Genomic DNA, 14,893 nt, shown 5'->3' with positions numbered 1-14,893 from the left:
TGTTCCTCGCTGAGCCAGAACAAAGCCTCCATCCTTCCTCCTCCTCAAGGTCTCTCAGGGGGATCCCCCCACCAAAGGGCGTCTCTTCCTATTTTATGGGTCCTGAGCCTAGAGAGAGGGAGCCGCCAGCTGATGGCCATGAGACCACACCCACCTGTGCCCACAACTCTGCTGATCCTGGATCTAGAAACCACGGGGCTCCATCCTGGACAGGACCACTGCATTGAATTGGCAGCCCTGCTGTTCTCCGTGCCCTTGCGCACCACCCTCAGCCAGGTGTCCACCCTGTTTCCTGTGGAGGAGAACCAGGCTGAGCCGATCAACGGGATTCCCGCCACCGCCAGCCAATGCCGCCAGCCCTGGCGCCAGGCGCTGGAGTTGTTTGGCGTCATGGCCCAACACGCCGACGCCGCGGTAGCCCACAACGCGGCTTTCGACCGGCCCTGGTTCGGGCAGCCACCGCTGCCCTTACCTTGGATCTGCACCTGTGACGACGTGGTGTGGCCGGCACGCCTCAACTTGAAACCCAAACCCTCCTTGCGGGATCTGGCCCTGACCCACGGGATCCCCGTCTGGGCCACCCATCGCACGCCCCCACGGTGATCCGGGCCTTCATGGGGGCTGGTCGCCGGTTCCCGGTGGCGATGACCTGTCGTCCCTGCGGCTGCTGGGTACGGTGGAGGAGCCCATCAACCCGGAAGTCTGGATGTGCCGGGAGGTGATCGGCGATGGCCGCTGCCCCGTGCTGGACACTTGGTGACAGACGAAAACCAGCGGCATGATGATTGCCCCCCTCCCGGCGCCATGCAAGCCTCCTAATAACACATTCGCATGTTCTCTACTCAACACAGTCTGAAGTCATTGATCACAAGTACTTTGTCTTGACAGTTGCTAAGCTCTCAAGAGCCTTGTCACGGCCTGACCCTGGTATCGTCAGACATCTGCCGAAAGGAATAGCTGTCTCAACATAACGATGCTGAGGTCAGTCTTAACAAACATCATTCAGGCCATCATGAGAAGCCTCACTTCACTTCCTCTTGTTCTGATCCTTCTAGCCACTGCAATTCCTCTTGCCACAAAGGCTCAGGAATCAGGGGATCCAGGCGGTGACTCATCCCTTGAGTTGGATACGATCATCATCACTGGCCAGAAGGCTGAGCGTTCCCTGGCGGATACGGATGGGAGTGTTACCGTTGTCTTCCCAGGTGAAAGTGATGGTGTGGCGGGTGCGGCAGACGATTTCTTTGGGGTCATCGAACGTTTGCCGAATATTACGCCATTTCAAGGTGACGAAATCGCCATTCGTGGCGTTGGAAAAGGTGGCTTTTCATTTGCCCAAAATAACTTTGGCTTCTCCCGTGGACCCAATGACTTGATCACCACCTATGTGGATGGCATTCCACTTTCTACGGCTAGTGCACCTTTTAGCTTCTGGGATGTGGACCAGATTGAAGTTCTTCGTGGCGCGCAAAGTATATTATTTGGACGGGGCGCTGTTGGTGGCGTAGTAATTATTGAGAATGTCGACCCGACATTTACCACAGAAGCAACCGGACAATTAACTATCGGGACAGAGGAGATATCAAGACCGTCTTTTGCTGTAAGTGGTCCAATTGTGAAGGATCGCCTTGCCTATAGAATCGCTTTTGATAGATACCGAAGTCCCAGCTTCACTGACAACATTACTACTGGAAACGATGCAGATCTGAAAAAGCTCCTCATCGGACGACTGAAGTTACTTTATGTGGGAGAAGGTGGAACAGAGCTGGAGTTCAGTGGGTTTTCTAGTAAAATAAATACGGGCGGACGATACGTACCGTATGTATCCTCCATTCCTGAGGAAGATCGTATCGCATTGAGTGATAGGGATGACTTAACTAGTAATGATGCAGTTGGAGCCTCACTGCGTGGAAACTGGCCATTGAATGACAGGCTCTCGTTAGAGTCAAGCACCGTGTGGGTGAGAGAACAGCTTCATCGAGATACTGATTTTGATCTTACCCCTGCGCCTCTGCAGTACGCAATTATTGACAACAACATCCGTACCATCAGCCAGGAAGTACGACTTCGCTATGAAGGAAGTCGCTTCGATGGTTTTGCTGGCCTCTATTACGAGGACTTTGAAGGGACTGACACTAATTTTATCTCTCTCTTGGGTTCTCCAATAAATTTCAGTCAAAACGTCAGAACAATCGCATTTTTTGGAAAAGGAAGATACAAGATCTCTGACAAACTAGATCTGACTCTAGGCATAAGAGCTGAAAATCAAAAGACTGAGTCAGTATCTCAGACCAGAGATCTAGCAGAATTAAATTTACCATTGCGAATGAGAGAAGTAAATGAGGATATGGACTTTTCTGCTTTCGTACCCAAGCTAGGGCTGTCCTATAAGATTTTGCCAGAAACTCGGATTTACACTACTGTACAGGGTGGCTACCGCGCCGGTGGGAGTGGCGCCAGTGTCTACTTGGGCACACCATATAGTTTTGATCCCGAAAAAACCTGGAATGTCGATCTGGGCATTCGTCATCAAAGCTCCGACTCTCGTTTACGCTTAGGCGCCAATCTCTTTTATATAAACTGGTATGATCAACAATTAGCTGTACCTAATCCAGAAGATATATTTTTCAGACAAGATATGATCACTGATAACATAGCTCAGTCAGAAAGTTATGGTTTAGAGTCTGATGTAGAGTACCAAGTAACTGGAAATCTTCGCATTTTTGGTTCTCTTGGACTTTTGCGTACAGAAATTAAGGAAGCCAATGAAGACAACGTACACCTGATCGGAAATAGCTTTCCCAGCGCACCAAAAGCCATGGTCAGCTTGGGAGGAATTTATAACTTTGATAATGGTTTAGATATCTCTCTTGCCGCAAACTGGCGGGACAGCTTTTTCGTAGAACTTCGGAATTTTCCAGAAAACGAGATTGATAGTCGCTTCCTGGTTGATTTGGAAGTGGGCTATCGATTTCCCGACCGTAACCTACGATTTGATCTGAAGATTACCAATTTATTTGATACTTACTATCGTAACTTTGCACAACGTGATCCTGAGGCTGTCGCAGGCTATCAGCTTTATAATCCAGAGAGTGGAGGGGCTGTCGGCGCCGGGGATGGCCGTGCCGTCAGCCTCACACTGAAGAACTGGTTCTAGGATCTATGTACAACGGTGAACCACCGCCATGACAGCAGTTCCACCCACGTCCCAACCGTCCCGCCAATGGTCTTGGGCCGACTTGACCAATCAATGGATGCGTCTGGTCATTCTCTTCACGGGAAGCCTGACGACGATGACGCCGTTGGTCTTCTTCTGGCTGTCGCTGCCGGTGCTGCTGCGTCAAGCTGGCGTCTCCTTCGCGCTGATCGGTCTCACCTATCTGGTTTACATTCCATCGACGTTCTCCTTTTTCTGGGCCCCCTGGATTGACAACCAAGTCAAACGTGCTCCCCGGGCCCACCTGACCTGGATCCTGAAGCCCTTGGTCGCCATGACCGTTGCAACCCTGAGCCTGGCTGCCTTTGAACTGGCTTCAGGTTCAGCGTTTGTGATAATTTTTTTGTTGATCATGCTGATCGCAACGCTGTCAGCAACGGCACGGATTGCCGTCATGGGGTATTCCGTGGCAGCTTTCAACGAGGCACAGCGTCCCCTGGCCAGCGTCGCTATTCTGATGGGCGCTGCAGTTGCAGCATTGATCGGTGCGGGAGGCCTGCTTCTGGTCCATGCCCATCTCGGTTGGGCTGCCATGGTTGCCACCATGACGGCCCTGTCTGCTTGCGGCATTCCCGTAGCGGCAGTCGCTCCTGCGGCAGCGCCCAAGTTGCGCGTGCAAGGCATCAATCAAAAAGCGTCTCTGCAGGCATTCTTCCGCGGCCGTGGTATTGGGGGTTTTCTTGTGTTTCTGGTCCTCCTTGGAGTGGGTGTTGGCACGGCATTTGGCATGATTCCGCCCATGTTGGTTGAATCCGGTTACTCCACCGAACACATTGCCTTCATCAATGCCGTCGTGGGCTTTGGCACTCTGCTCGTTGGCGGACCACCTGCAGCGCTGATGATTCGTGTGCTGGGTTTGACAAAAACGCTGACACTTTCCCTGGCGCTCAATACCTCAATCTTTGTGGTCTGTGCGATGATTAGCGTCACTGCACTGGGAGGCATCTGGGGCATCGTGATTGTGGCAGTAATTTTTATGGGTCTCAGCTTCCTTGACGTACCCAGCAACACTTTCTTCATGAAAATTAGTGACAGAGGTCAAGAAAATACGGATCTTTCAATGATCACGTCAATTTACTTCCTGACCTCGATTATCGGGGCAGCCCTCTCCGGTGCCCTTGTAGACCAATTGGGCTTCTGGGCCACGTTTGCTGTAGCAGCCCTCTTGACGGCATGCTCAATCGTGGCGCTGAATGCCTACTTCAGGCGCACCAGACTGAAGACATAAGGCCCCTCATCGGCGCCGTTGCCGAGAAACAGCACGTAGGGTGCCGTACCCGCCACGATCCGACAGTTGCCGCCGCTCCTGCAAGGACTGATGAATGATCTGAACCGACGACGACAGAAACAGACCCGCCATGAACGCAGCAACGATCAGGTCGGGCCAGCCGGTTGCCGTGCCCCAGACCCCCAGCGCCGCCAACATGACTGCCATGTTGCCGATGGCATCGTTACGGGAGCACAGCCACACGGAACGCACGTTGGCATCACCCTGCCTGTAGTGCGCCAGGACCAGCACACTGGCCACGTTTGTTGTCAGGCCTAACAACCCAATGATACCCATGATGTCCGCCTCAGGCACACCCATGGCGACGATCCGGTAGACTGTGGCCCCGAACACCCAGACCCCCATCAGCAGTAGGCTGATCCCCTTGGCAATGGCAGCATTGGTTCGGACCTGAATGGATGCCCCAATCACCGCAAGGGAGACGGCATAGGTCAGGGCGTCACCCAGAAAATCCAGGGCATCGGCCTGCAAGGCCTGGGAGCGCGCCATATGGCCGGCGGTCGTTTCCAGGAAAAACATCAAGCCGTTGAGAACAATGACAACCCAAAGCCGCCGTTTGTAGTCCCGTGAGACACCGTCAAACCTGGTGTCGTGTCCGCAGCATCTTGGCATGGGGGATCCCCGTGAACTGGCCTCGTCAACAGGCTAGTATCTCTAGTGACTAGAGGTTCAAGGGGTCTGTTCATGTTCTCCATCGGACAGCTTTCCAGGCATGCCAGCGTCAAGGTGCCAACAATTCGCTACTACGAGGACATGGGTCTGCTGGCCGCAGCCGGGCGGACCGAGGGCAACCAGAGGCGCTACGGCGCCGCTCAGTTGGAGCAGCTTCGCTTCATCAAACATGCCCGCGATCTGGGGTTTCCCCTTGAAGCCATCTCTGCCTTGATCAACCTTCAAGACCACCCGGACCGATCCTGCAGCGAGGCCAAGGAGCTGGCGCAAGCCCAGTTGCACACGGTGCGGCAAAAGATCAAGCGGCTGACCGCCCTGGAAGCCGAATTGAAGCGGATCCACGATGGCTGCAGTGGCGATGGCCGATCCGGGGACTGCTACGTTCTTGCCTCCCTGGCAGACCACGGATTCTGCACAACGGACCACTGACCAATGCTCGCCGTTCTGGCCAACCGTGTCTACCGTCGCCTGTTTGCGGCCCAGGTGGTGGCCCTGGTGGGAACAGGGCTTGCCACCGTAGCCCTCGGGCTTCTGGCCTGGGACCTGGCCGGTGGTGATGCGGGGCAGGTGTTGGGTACGGCGCTGGCCGTCAAGATGGTTGCCTATGTCACCCTGGCTCCCGTTGCCGCGGCTCTGAACGAGCGGGTGCCGCGGCGGGCGCTGTTGGTGGCCCTTGACCTGGTCCGTGCCGGAGGCACTCTGGCCTTGCTCTTCGTCTCCGAAGTGTGGCAGGTCTATGTGCTGATCTTCCTGCTGCAAGCCGCATCGGCCGGGTTTACACCCACCTTTCAGGCAACGATTCCCGATGTGCTGCCGGACGAAGCCAAGTACACCCGCGCCTTATCCCTCTCGCGGCTGGCCTATGACCTGGAAAGCCTCCTGTCTCCCATGCTGGCGGCAGCCCTGTTGACAGTGGTGGGCTTCCCGGTGCTGTTCGCGGGAACCGTTGTGGGTTTTTTGCTGTCGGCTCTTCTGGTGGCCAGCGTCACCCTGCCCGCACCGGCGCCACGGGCACGGCGGCGCCACGTCTGGTCTTCCACCCTCCATGGGACACGGGTGTACCTGGCCACGCCACGGCTGCGGGGGCTGTTGGGATTGAACGTGGCCGTTGCAGCTGCCGGTGCCATGGTGATTGTCAACACGGTGGTGTTGGTGAAGGCACAGCTTGGCCTGGGGGAGCCTGAAGTGGCGTTGGCATTGGCGGCTTTTGGAGCAGGCTCAATGGTGTCGGCCGTCATACTGCCGCGACTACTGGAGCGGATCAAGGACCGGACCGCCATGTTGTGGGGCGGGATGATGTTGGCGCTCGGTGTCGCCCTGGGCACCCTTGTGTCGACGCTCGCTTCACTCATGGCGCTGTGGATCGTTCTTGGCGCCAGTTTCAGCTTTACCCAGATGCCCACAGGTCGGCTGGTGTGCCGATCCTGCCATAGGGAGGATCGCACGGCCCTCTTCGCGGCCCAGTTTGCCCTCAGCCATGCTTGCTGGCTCGTGGCCTATCCACTGGCGGGGTGGCTGGGTGCCTACGGGGGGCTGGATCCTGCTTTTCTCCTGATGGCGGGATTGGCGCTGGCGGGCGTTCTGGCAGGCGCATGGGCTTGGCCAAAAGACAGCGAACATCCCCTTCGCCACCACCACCCCAACCTGCCGCCGGATCACCCGCACTTTTTAATGCATGGCACTGTCAACCATACGCATTTGCTGATCCTGGATGATCTTCACCCGGACCTTGGCATTGGCAGGCGAACTGTACGGCGTAGATATGATGTCCTTGGATAGGGCAGGCTGGGCCAGAACAGTAGAAGGCCGGATGCAAGAGTGGATGGTCCTGTTGCAGCGGTGGGATCATCCATTGAGGTTTCTCCGTGTGAACCCGGCCGGTAATTGGGTGACAGCAGATGTTGCATGCAGAGCCCAGAAGGCAGCGTAGCGGCCATCTTTCTCCAAAAGGGCATCGTGGCTGCCCTGCTCGGCCACACGGCCGTTTTCAACAAACACGATGTGATCGGCCGCACGCACGGTGCTCAGACGGTGGGCCACAGCGATCACGGTTCGGTCACGAGCGATGGCCGCGATGGCGTCCCGCAGTCGCGCTTCGTCCAGAGCATCAATGGCGGCAGTCGCCTCGTCGAGCAGGACGATTTCCGCTCCCTTAAGCAAAGCCCGTGCGATGGAGACCCGTTGTCGCTCACCACCCGAGAGGGCTGCACCGCCTTCACCGACGGGTGTGTCGAGACCATGGGGCAGTCGGCCCAGCGTTGCCTCCAGTTGAGCCAACTTGATGGCGTTCCCCAACTCAGCTTCCGTTGCCTCGGGTTTGCCGATCTTGAGGTTATCGGCGATGGTGCCGTCGAACAGGTAGACATCCTGGAAGACAATGGCGATACGGTCCATGAGTTCCTGGCTTCCGATCTCACGCACGTCCACTCCACCGAGTCGCACCACGCCGCTGTCTGTGTCGAAGAAACGGGCCATCAGGCGCAGGGTCGTCGTCTTGCCGGCTCCGGAAGGACCCACCAGTGCCGTCAACCCCCTTGGCGCTGCAGTAAAGCTTATGCCCCGCAGAACAGGAGCCCCATCGTAGCTGAAATGGACGTTCTCAAGGATAACGTCATTGCCCTCGGGCTGACGGGGGGATGGCGGTTCAGGGAGCGGCGCCGTGGCCAGCAGCCGTTTCATGCGGCTCAGGTTCGCCTCGCTGATGCGCAGCCCCGATTGCAGATCCGCGGCCACGATCAGGGGCTCGGCAAAGCGCAAACCCAGAACCAGAAGTGCAGCAAGCTCGGGAACGTCCACCGCACCGCCCAGGGCGCGATTCACACCCATCACCAACAGCAGGGTGAGGGCCGCCTGAATCACCACAATAAAGGTCAGGAAGCCTTGGGCAATGGCCCTCATCTGGGCACGGAAGGCATTACGCTGCTCCACAAGGGCGGCGTCAAGATCGGCAGCGGCACTGGCGCCCCGCCCAAAGGCCCGCAACACGGGTTGAGCCTGGGCAAATTCTACGATGCGGCCTGCTGCCTCCGTTGCAGCGGCATGGACCCGACGATCACTGCGCTCCACCAACCGGCCTGTCCAGGTGGTGGCCAGCCAGCCCAAGGGCAAGGCAACGGCCACCGCTGCCGCCAGACGCCAGTCGATCACCGCCATGAAGACGAGAACCACCACCGGTGTGGTAAATGCCACGATCATCGGGCGCAACAGGTGGGCGGGCGCCGCCATGATGTTCACGATCCCCTGGCTTGACAGCACCGCCAACTGGCCCGTCCGGGCCTCGGAGAACCACCCCAGTGGCAGGCGCGCAATATGGGTGCCCAGCCGTGCGAAAAGCGCACGGGCCAAGGCAATGGCGGCATGGTAGCCCGCCAACTGGGTGCGCCAGCGCAGCATCCCGTAGGCGAGAAGGATCACCGCCAGCAGCACCCAGGCCCGCAAGGCGGCGGCATAATCTGCGGCCAAAAGGGCTGAAAGAAACGGCATCAGGGCCACGAAACCCAGGCCCACCAAAACACCCTCAGTGACAAGACCCGTCATCAGACGGCGCAGAGGACGGCGGAATTCCCGGCCCGCCACGTTGATCAAGAGTGGAATCATTTGACGTCCTCCCGGATGGCAGCGGCCCAGAGGGCGGCATAGAGACCGTCACGGTCTGCAACAAGCTCCGCATGGTTTCCCCGCTGAGCAATGCGGCCCTCCTCCAGAACGCAGATCTGGTCCGCATGGACCACCGTGGCCAGGTTGTGGGCCACAATCAGCAAGGTTCGCCGGCTGGACCAGGTGGCCAGGGCTTCCCGCAGTGCTGTTCCCGTCTCGGGATCGGCAAAAGCCATGGCCTCGTCCAGCACCAGGATGGGCGGATCGGCAAGCAGTGCCCGGGCGATGGTGATCCGCTGCGACTCGCCACTGGACAGCGTGGTGCCAGCGCCCAGCATGGTGTCGTAGCCATCGGGCAAGGAAAGAATACGCTCATGGATGCGGGCCGCCCGGGCTACGCGCTCAACGTCCCTCCGATCCGAACCGGAGACGCCAAGGGCGATGTTGTCGCGGACGCTGGCCCGCAGAAGCTGAACGTCCTGGAAGACAAACCCGATGTGGCGGTAGAGTTCCTCGGGTGCAATCTCCGGCAGCGGCACACCGCCCAGCGTCACTTGCCCGGCGCTGGGATCCAGAAACCGGGGCAGCAGCTGAGCCATGGTGCTCTTGCCCGACCCGGAAGGTCCCACCAGCGCGGTGGTGCTGCCCGGCTCCAGCACCAGGTCAATCTCCGACAGCACCTCCCGTTTGCCGTCGTAGGTGGCGTGGACACCTTGGAACACGACCCGATGGCCCCGAAGCTTGCGGGGAACAGCGGGTGTGGACAACACTGGTGTATCCAGCAGGGCGACCAACCGCCTCGCTGCCTGGCCGCCCTGCATCATGGCGTCCTGCTCAAAGGAGAACGCCAGAAAAGTTCCCGTCAGCGCCGGCGCCAGCACAACCAGCGCCAGGGCGTCAACCGGCATCACCACGTCGTCAGCGACAAGCCACAGACCAAGCCCGGCTGTCACCACCACGCCAGTCAGCGGGGACAGTACCAAGTCGGTGAGGACGGCCAGGTTCAGGAGACCCTTGGCCCAGTTCCAGAAAAAGTCGATGAACTCTCCGGTCCTGCAAACAAAACGGGAAAAGGCCCGGTCCGTGCCGCTGAAGGTCTTGATGACCCCGATTCCATGAACATATTCCACTGCCGCCCCATTGACCGCAGCCAGGGATTCCTGATAAGTGACCATTTTCTCCCCGAAGTTACGCATCTGAGCCATGTAGAACACCATGCCAATCACCAGCGGAATCAGCGCCACCGGGACGAGAACGGGATTGATGGACGCCAAATAGGCCAATGCACCCAGCGGCGTGATTAATGCCGCGGTCAGGCTGGTGAAGGTGTGTGCCACGAGGGTGTGCATGGTGGTCACGTCATCCTGCATTCCTTTCTTCAAGGCGCCGCCGTTGCTCACGGTGAACCAGCACAGAGGCACACGGGACAGACGGGCCGCCACACCCCGACGAATCCTGAGCTGGAGATCGTTATCCGCCATATGGGTCAGCATCCCGGAAAGCACAAAGCAGAACACCCGCAGTGCCAGGGCTCCAGCCGCGATCCAGGCGATGCGCACAACCCCGCTTGCATCGTCTCCGGCCAGCAGCGCCCGCGCAATTTCCACCACCCCGATAAACGGAACAATTCCCGCCAAGGAACCCACCGCCTGCACCACACAGGCCGCGACGATGGTGGATTTGATGGGTGCAATGAGCCGAAAGATCGGTGGAGGACTGGGGCGACCGACGCCGCTGTGTGGTCGTGCCACGAGTTGGCTAATATGTTGTTGTAATTCCCACCATAAGACTGTTATAATTTCCCATGAAAAAACCAATTACGTCGCAAGGAATTCCTTGATACACTACAAGACTGCAAAAAAGACTTGCATAGCAAAAGCTCAACGGCTTTTCAGTGTCGGCACTTTGCCATGTAAAGTCCCATCTTTTCACTCTTTTTCCATTAGGATATCGGAGCCATGCAAGCCAGGTGAAGACATGCAACAACGCCGCATTGCCCTTGACGGCGTCCCGGAAACCATGCTCTGGCCCCTCTGGAACCGGGCAGCCGAGATGGAGCGGACGGATCGTCTGCTGGAGGATCCCATGGCGGCGGAGTTGGTGGAGCGCATTGACTACGACTTCCTGGGACGTTTCGGGAAGCCGACAGTGTTCCACGTGATTCGGGCCCGGGTCTGTGACGACCTGATCCGCAACTATCTGGCAGGGGAAAGGGAGCGGGAGCCGGTGGTGGTGGCCCTTGGTGACGGTCTGGAGACCCAGCTTTGGCGCATCGGTGATGAGCGCCTGCAGTGGATCAGTGTCGATGTGCCGGAGTCGATCCGGGTGCGCCGTGAACTGCTGCCACACCACCCCCGCGCCACCCTGGTGTCCGGCTCGGCCCTGAATTGGGCATGGATGGATGCCGTCCCGTCCAATGCCCGGCCCTTGATCACTGCCGCAGGGCTGCTGATGTATTTCAAGGAAGACGACGTGCGCTCGTTGCTTACGGAGATCGCCCAACGCTTTCCCGGTGCTGAGGTGTTTTTCGACACGATTCCGCCGTTCTTCTCACAACGGTCCATGAAGGGCTTAAAGGTCACAAAGCGCTATACCGTACCGCCCATGCCGTGGGGAATCAAGATGAATGATCTGCCGGCATTCATTCACTCTATACCGCAGTTGACGCCCATCAGGGTGCAAACCTACGCCGATCCGTGGCCCAAGCGAATGCAATTCTATAAGATGCTCTCCACCATCACATCACTCCGCAACGCTCTGGCTGGTTGTCTGGTCCATGTACAATTCTCCCCTGCCTGACTCACTACGAGGATGCATCTTTCACTGCCGCGGTGGCAAAGGCCGGGACAACACAAAAGCCGCCGATGCGCTCAGCACCGCCGCCTGCACCCCGAGCACCAGCGGCGGCGCCTGGAGCACCAGGGACAGGGTCAGGACCCCCACCATGGAGCCCACGCCCAGGATCTTGGCGCGCCGGCTGATGGCGCCGTGTTGCCGCCAATCGTGAATCAGTGGTCCGAAGACCGGATGGGCATGGAGCCATGCAGACCAGCGCCGGGAGGAGCGGGCAAACGCAAACGCCGCCGCCAGAACGAAGGGTGTGGTGGGCAGCAGCGGCAGCACCACCCCCAACCCGGCCAGGACAATCATCAACAGCCCGACGGCAAACCACACCAGTCGGACTAAACCCGTTGTGGATCGTCCTGATTGCTGCCCCATCACACCCGTGTGTACCCACTGAACATAGGGGCTCAGGCCCGATGGGCGATGGCCTCTCCCCAGGAGAAGGCCCCAAAACCGCCCTTGTGGGCTCGCCATGCGTCTAGGGCTTCGCCCCAGGCGGCAAAGTCGTTTTCGGTGGCAAGGCCGTGTTTGATGGCCGGTGCCTTCATCTTGGGTGAAAAGAACCAGTTGCGGATGAAGCCCTGCAGGAAGATGCGGTCCTCCTCCTCGCTGAACGGCTCGAACGAAGCCGTGGCCCGCACATCACGGAAGCCGGCCTCCAGCAGGATGGTTTTCAAGGCCTTGCCCAGGTGGGGATGGCCACCGTTGGCGGTCAGGAGTTGGGCGAAGGTGTCCGTTGCCTGCTTCAGGTGTCCTTGCGGATCGGGCTCAAAGATGTAAGCCTCGATCACCGATTCCCGCGCCGACAGAATACCGCCCGGCTTCAACACGCGCTTCACCTCCGCCAGCGCCTGGGCAAGTTTTGGCACATGCATCAGGACCGCATGGCAATGGACCACGTCAAAGGTGCTGTCCGCAAAGGGCAGGTTGGTGGCGTCACCCACCTGGAACTGGGCATTGTCGTGTCCCCCAGCCCGGGCCGCAGACTGGGCCATGGCGATCTGAGAGGCCTCGATGTCCACACCCTGCAGTTCACCGGGCGCCACTGCCTTGGCCAGCCCCACGGAAATGGTGCCGGGGCCACAACCGCAATCCAGCACCTTCATCCCCGGACGCAGGTGAGGCAGCAGGTGGGAGGCCACTGTCTCGGCGTTGCGGCGCTCCAGCAGGCCCAGGAACTCCTCGCTGTACCCCATAGTGTAGGGGGACGGCTGGGCTGGCGCTTGGCTCTGAGAGGTCATGAGTCGGACGTGGACATGGTTTGGTTTCCCTACTAGTTTAGAGGTGCCGGGGTGGAGCCCACAAGCTCCTGACCCAGCACCAGCACCTGGTGGGCCAACCGCTTGATGCGGCGGCCCTTGGCATCTTCGCCCATACCCAGGAGTTGCTGGCGCAGGCCCGCACTGGCTGGGGCGGTGTGCTTGCCCGGAAGCACCACGAGCCGGCTTTGATCCCCGCTTCTGGCCTTGAGTTGGGCATGGAGGTGCGGGCTCTGGTCAATGGTGTCGTCCCGGAAGCGCACCAGCAGGTTGCGGGGCTGGCGGTAGTGCTCAGCCACCAGTTCCATGGTGCGCCGCGGCGGTGGGTTGAATTCCACCGTAAAACCCAGGGACGGCCCCAACTGATTCACCAGGGGAATGGAGCGGCCGGCGGCGTAATTGTTGAAGGCCAGCATGGCGGCGCCACCACAGCCCAGGCCCCCGTCAGGGGCCAACAACAGCAGCTTGCAGCCCAGACTATGGCCCACCCGCAGCAGGGGCAGGTCTGCCAGGTTCGGCTGGCGCCGCAACACCCGCTCCAGATCCAGAAAGGCCTGATCCGCCTGTTGCTGGTGGTCCAGGCTGAGGCGGTAGGCCCAGGTGAACACACCCCAACCCTGGGCTTCGAAGGCCCGCAACAACCTCTGGTAGCTCCATTGCGGCTGCACCGCCAGGCCGTTGCCGCCGATGAACTGGATGATGCCCACCGGCTGGGGCGGCAGCGCCAGCCACACCCTGCCCAGTTGGCGCCAGTGGCGGGGCCAGTGGGGAAGAAGGCCGCTCAACGGGCCAGTTGCTCCAGGCAGGCCCGGGCCTGTTGAACATGGGCCTTGGCATTGAGCAGGGCATTGAACACTAGGCGCACCACCCCCTCCGGATCAATCACGTAGGTGACCCGACCAGGCAGGAACATAGCGGGGGGCACCCCGAAGCGTTTGCGCACGCCGTTGCCCACGTCCGCCAGCAGGGGAAAGGTGAGGTTGTGCTTTACGGCGAAGCGCTGGTGGCTCTCCAGGTTGTCCCCGGAAATGCCCACTACGGCAGCACCCAACGTCTGAAATTGGGTCAGGTTGTCCCGAAAGCCGCAGGCCTCTGCCGTGCAGCCCGGTGTGTCGTCCTTGGGGTAGAAAAACACCACCACCGCTTGCCCCCGTAGGTCCTGGAGGCGGACGGTGCCCCCCTGGCTGGAGGGGAGTTCAAAATCTGGGGCCTGATCCCCCACGCCGATGGCCATGGTCATTGGACAATGGATCTCAGCCTAGGGAGAGGAGCTCGCCAGCCGATGGACGTCACCACACCACTTGTGCCCACAACCCTGCTGCTCCTGGATCTGGAAACCACGGGATTGCATCCAGGGCAGGACCACTGCATTGAATTGGCGGCGGTGTTGTTTTCCGTGCCCCTGCGCACCACCCTAGGCCAGGTGTCCACCCTGTTGCCGGTAAAGGAGAATCAGGCCGAGCGGATCAACGGGATTCCCGCCTCCGCCAGCCAAGGGCGTCAGCCGTGGCGCCAAGCGCTGGCGTTGTTTCTGGCCATGGCTGACCACGCCGATGCCGCGGTGGCCCACAACACGGCCTTCGAACGGCCCTGGTTCGGGAAGCCGCCGCTGCCGCCGTTGCCGCTGCCCTGGATCTGCACCTGTGACGACGTGGTGTGGCCGTTGCGCCTCAACTTGAAACCCAAACCCTCCCTGCGAGACCTAGCCCTGGCCCACGGCATCCCCGTCTGGGCCACCCACCGCGCCCTCACGGATTGCACCTATCTGGCCCAGGTGTTCTCCCGTTGCACGGACCTTGAGGGGTTGCTGCTGGAGGCCCGCCAACCCCGCCAGCTTTACAAAGCCAAGGTGAGCTACGAACAGCGGCACCTGGCCAAGACAGCGGGATTCCACTGGAACAGCTTGGTGCCTGGCGCCTGGGCGCGCCGCCTCTCCACCGCCCAACGGGAGCGCCTTTCCTTTCCCGTGGAACTGGTGGACGCATCTAGCGGCTGAACCTTAAACGGCCGGACTGC

The 14,893-nt window shown here is 59.6% G+C and carries 14 protein-coding genes and 1 pseudogene; 8 read left to right on the top strand and 7 right to left on the bottom strand.

Annotation, left to right across the window (positions count from 1 at the left end):
* Window positions 1-138: 138 nt before the first annotated feature.
* The 4 genes and pseudogenes from FLM9_RS06895 to FLM9_RS06885 all read left to right on the top strand — a co-directional run bounded on the left by FLM9_RS06895 (window position 139) and on the right by FLM9_RS06885 (window position 4,445).
* Window positions 139-603 (top strand): 3'-5' exonuclease family protein, encoded by a 465-nt coding sequence (locus FLM9_RS06895; protein WP_257243045.1) that lies wholly within the window; start codon window positions 139-141, stop codon window positions 601-603.
* A pseudogene (locus FLM9_RS08820) lies at window positions 591-826 on the top strand (acetyl-coenzyme A synthetase); the annotation flags it as partial. The gene FLM9_RS06895 and the pseudogene FLM9_RS08820, both read left to right, overlap by 13 nt.
* A gap of 186 nt (window positions 827-1,012) precedes the next feature.
* On the top strand, window positions 1,013-3,157 hold the full coding sequence (locus FLM9_RS06890; RefSeq protein WP_218969754.1) for a TonB-dependent receptor: 2,145 nt from the start codon (window positions 1,013-1,015) through the stop codon (window positions 3,155-3,157).
* An 82-nt stretch (window positions 3,158-3,239) separates the two neighbouring features.
* Window positions 3,240-4,445, top strand: a complete 1,206-nt coding sequence (locus tag FLM9_RS06885; protein ID WP_180365334.1) for an MFS transporter — start codon at window positions 3,240-3,242, stop codon at window positions 4,443-4,445.
* Between the two features lie 6 nt (window positions 4,446-4,451).
* Here FLM9_RS06885 and FLM9_RS06880 read toward each other — a convergent pair whose 3' ends face one another.
* Entirely contained in the window at window positions 4,452-5,117 is a 666-nt protein-coding gene (locus FLM9_RS06880; RefSeq protein ID WP_074457876.1) for a cation efflux transmembrane domain-containing protein, read from the bottom strand.
* Window positions 5,118-5,189: 72 nt separating this feature from the next.
* On the opposite strand from FLM9_RS06880, the gene FLM9_RS06875 reads away from it, so the two are divergent.
* Both FLM9_RS06875 and FLM9_RS06870 read left to right on the top strand, forming a co-directional pair.
* A complete protein-coding gene (locus FLM9_RS06875; RefSeq protein ID WP_074457875.1) occupies window positions 5,190-5,606 on the top strand; it encodes a MerR family transcriptional regulator in 417 nt (138 codons plus the stop codon).
* 3 nt (window positions 5,607-5,609) lie between these two features.
* Window positions 5,610-6,956 carry an MFS transporter gene (locus tag FLM9_RS06870; RefSeq protein ID WP_074457874.1) on the top strand — a complete coding sequence of 449 codons (1,347 nt, stop codon included), beginning with the start codon at window positions 5,610-5,612 and terminating at the stop codon, window positions 6,954-6,956.
* 66 nt (window positions 6,957-7,022) lie between these two features.
* Here the strand turns inward: FLM9_RS06870 and FLM9_RS06865 are convergent, their stop codons facing one another.
* Both FLM9_RS06865 and FLM9_RS06860 read right to left on the bottom strand, forming a co-directional pair.
* Entirely contained in the window at window positions 7,023-8,774 is a 1,752-nt protein-coding gene (locus tag FLM9_RS06865; RefSeq protein WP_074457873.1) for an ABC transporter ATP-binding protein, read from the bottom strand.
* Complete coding sequence (locus FLM9_RS06860) at window positions 8,771-10,525, bottom strand: ABC transporter ATP-binding protein (RefSeq protein WP_180365333.1); 1,755 nt, start codon at window positions 10,523-10,525, stop codon at window positions 8,771-8,773. The genes FLM9_RS06865 and FLM9_RS06860 overlap by 4 nt, the downstream gene beginning before the upstream one ends.
* Before the next feature lie 226 nt (window positions 10,526-10,751).
* Between FLM9_RS06860 and FLM9_RS06855 the strand changes: the two genes are divergently transcribed.
* Window positions 10,752-11,573, top strand: a complete 822-nt coding sequence (locus FLM9_RS06855) for a class I SAM-dependent methyltransferase (RefSeq protein WP_074457872.1) — start codon at window positions 10,752-10,754, stop codon at window positions 11,571-11,573.
* 21 nt (window positions 11,574-11,594) lie between these two features.
* Here the strand turns inward: FLM9_RS06855 and FLM9_RS06850 are convergent, their stop codons facing one another.
* The 4 genes from FLM9_RS06850 to FLM9_RS06835 are packed head-to-tail and all read right to left on the bottom strand — an operon-like array spanning window position 11,595 to window position 14,111.
* Window positions 11,595-11,993, bottom strand: coding sequence for a YbaN family protein (locus FLM9_RS06850; RefSeq protein WP_074457871.1), 399 nt, complete (start codon window positions 11,991-11,993; stop codon window positions 11,595-11,597).
* A gap of 32 nt (window positions 11,994-12,025) precedes the next feature.
* Window positions 12,026-12,859 (bottom strand): methyltransferase domain-containing protein, encoded by an 834-nt coding sequence (locus tag FLM9_RS06845; protein ID WP_074457870.1) that lies wholly within the window; start codon window positions 12,857-12,859, stop codon window positions 12,026-12,028.
* Between the two features lie 32 nt (window positions 12,860-12,891).
* Complete coding sequence (locus FLM9_RS06840) at window positions 12,892-13,662, bottom strand: DUF1350 family protein (protein WP_081340265.1); 771 nt, start codon at window positions 13,660-13,662, stop codon at window positions 12,892-12,894.
* The gene (locus tag FLM9_RS06835) at window positions 13,659-14,111 is read right to left on the bottom strand and encodes a peroxiredoxin (RefSeq protein WP_074457880.1); all 453 of its coding nucleotides are present in this window, start codon (window positions 14,109-14,111) and stop codon (window positions 13,659-13,661) included. Before FLM9_RS06835 ends, FLM9_RS06840 begins: the two co-directional genes overlap by 4 nt.
* Before the next feature lie 48 nt (window positions 14,112-14,159).
* Here FLM9_RS06835 and FLM9_RS06830 point away from each other — a divergent pair, with 48 nt between their 5' ends.
* Complete coding sequence (locus FLM9_RS06830) at window positions 14,160-14,873, top strand: DUF8626 domain-containing protein (RefSeq protein ID WP_074457869.1); 714 nt, start codon at window positions 14,160-14,162, stop codon at window positions 14,871-14,873.
* Window positions 14,874-14,893 lie beyond the last annotated feature (20 nt).

It is taken from the genome of Candidatus Synechococcus spongiarum (assembly GCF_900047545.1).
Taxonomy (GTDB): domain Bacteria; phylum Cyanobacteriota; class Cyanobacteriia; order PCC-6307; family Cyanobiaceae; genus Synechococcus_B; species Synechococcus_B spongiarum_C.
This window is presented reverse-complemented; position numbering and strand designations above follow the sequence as displayed.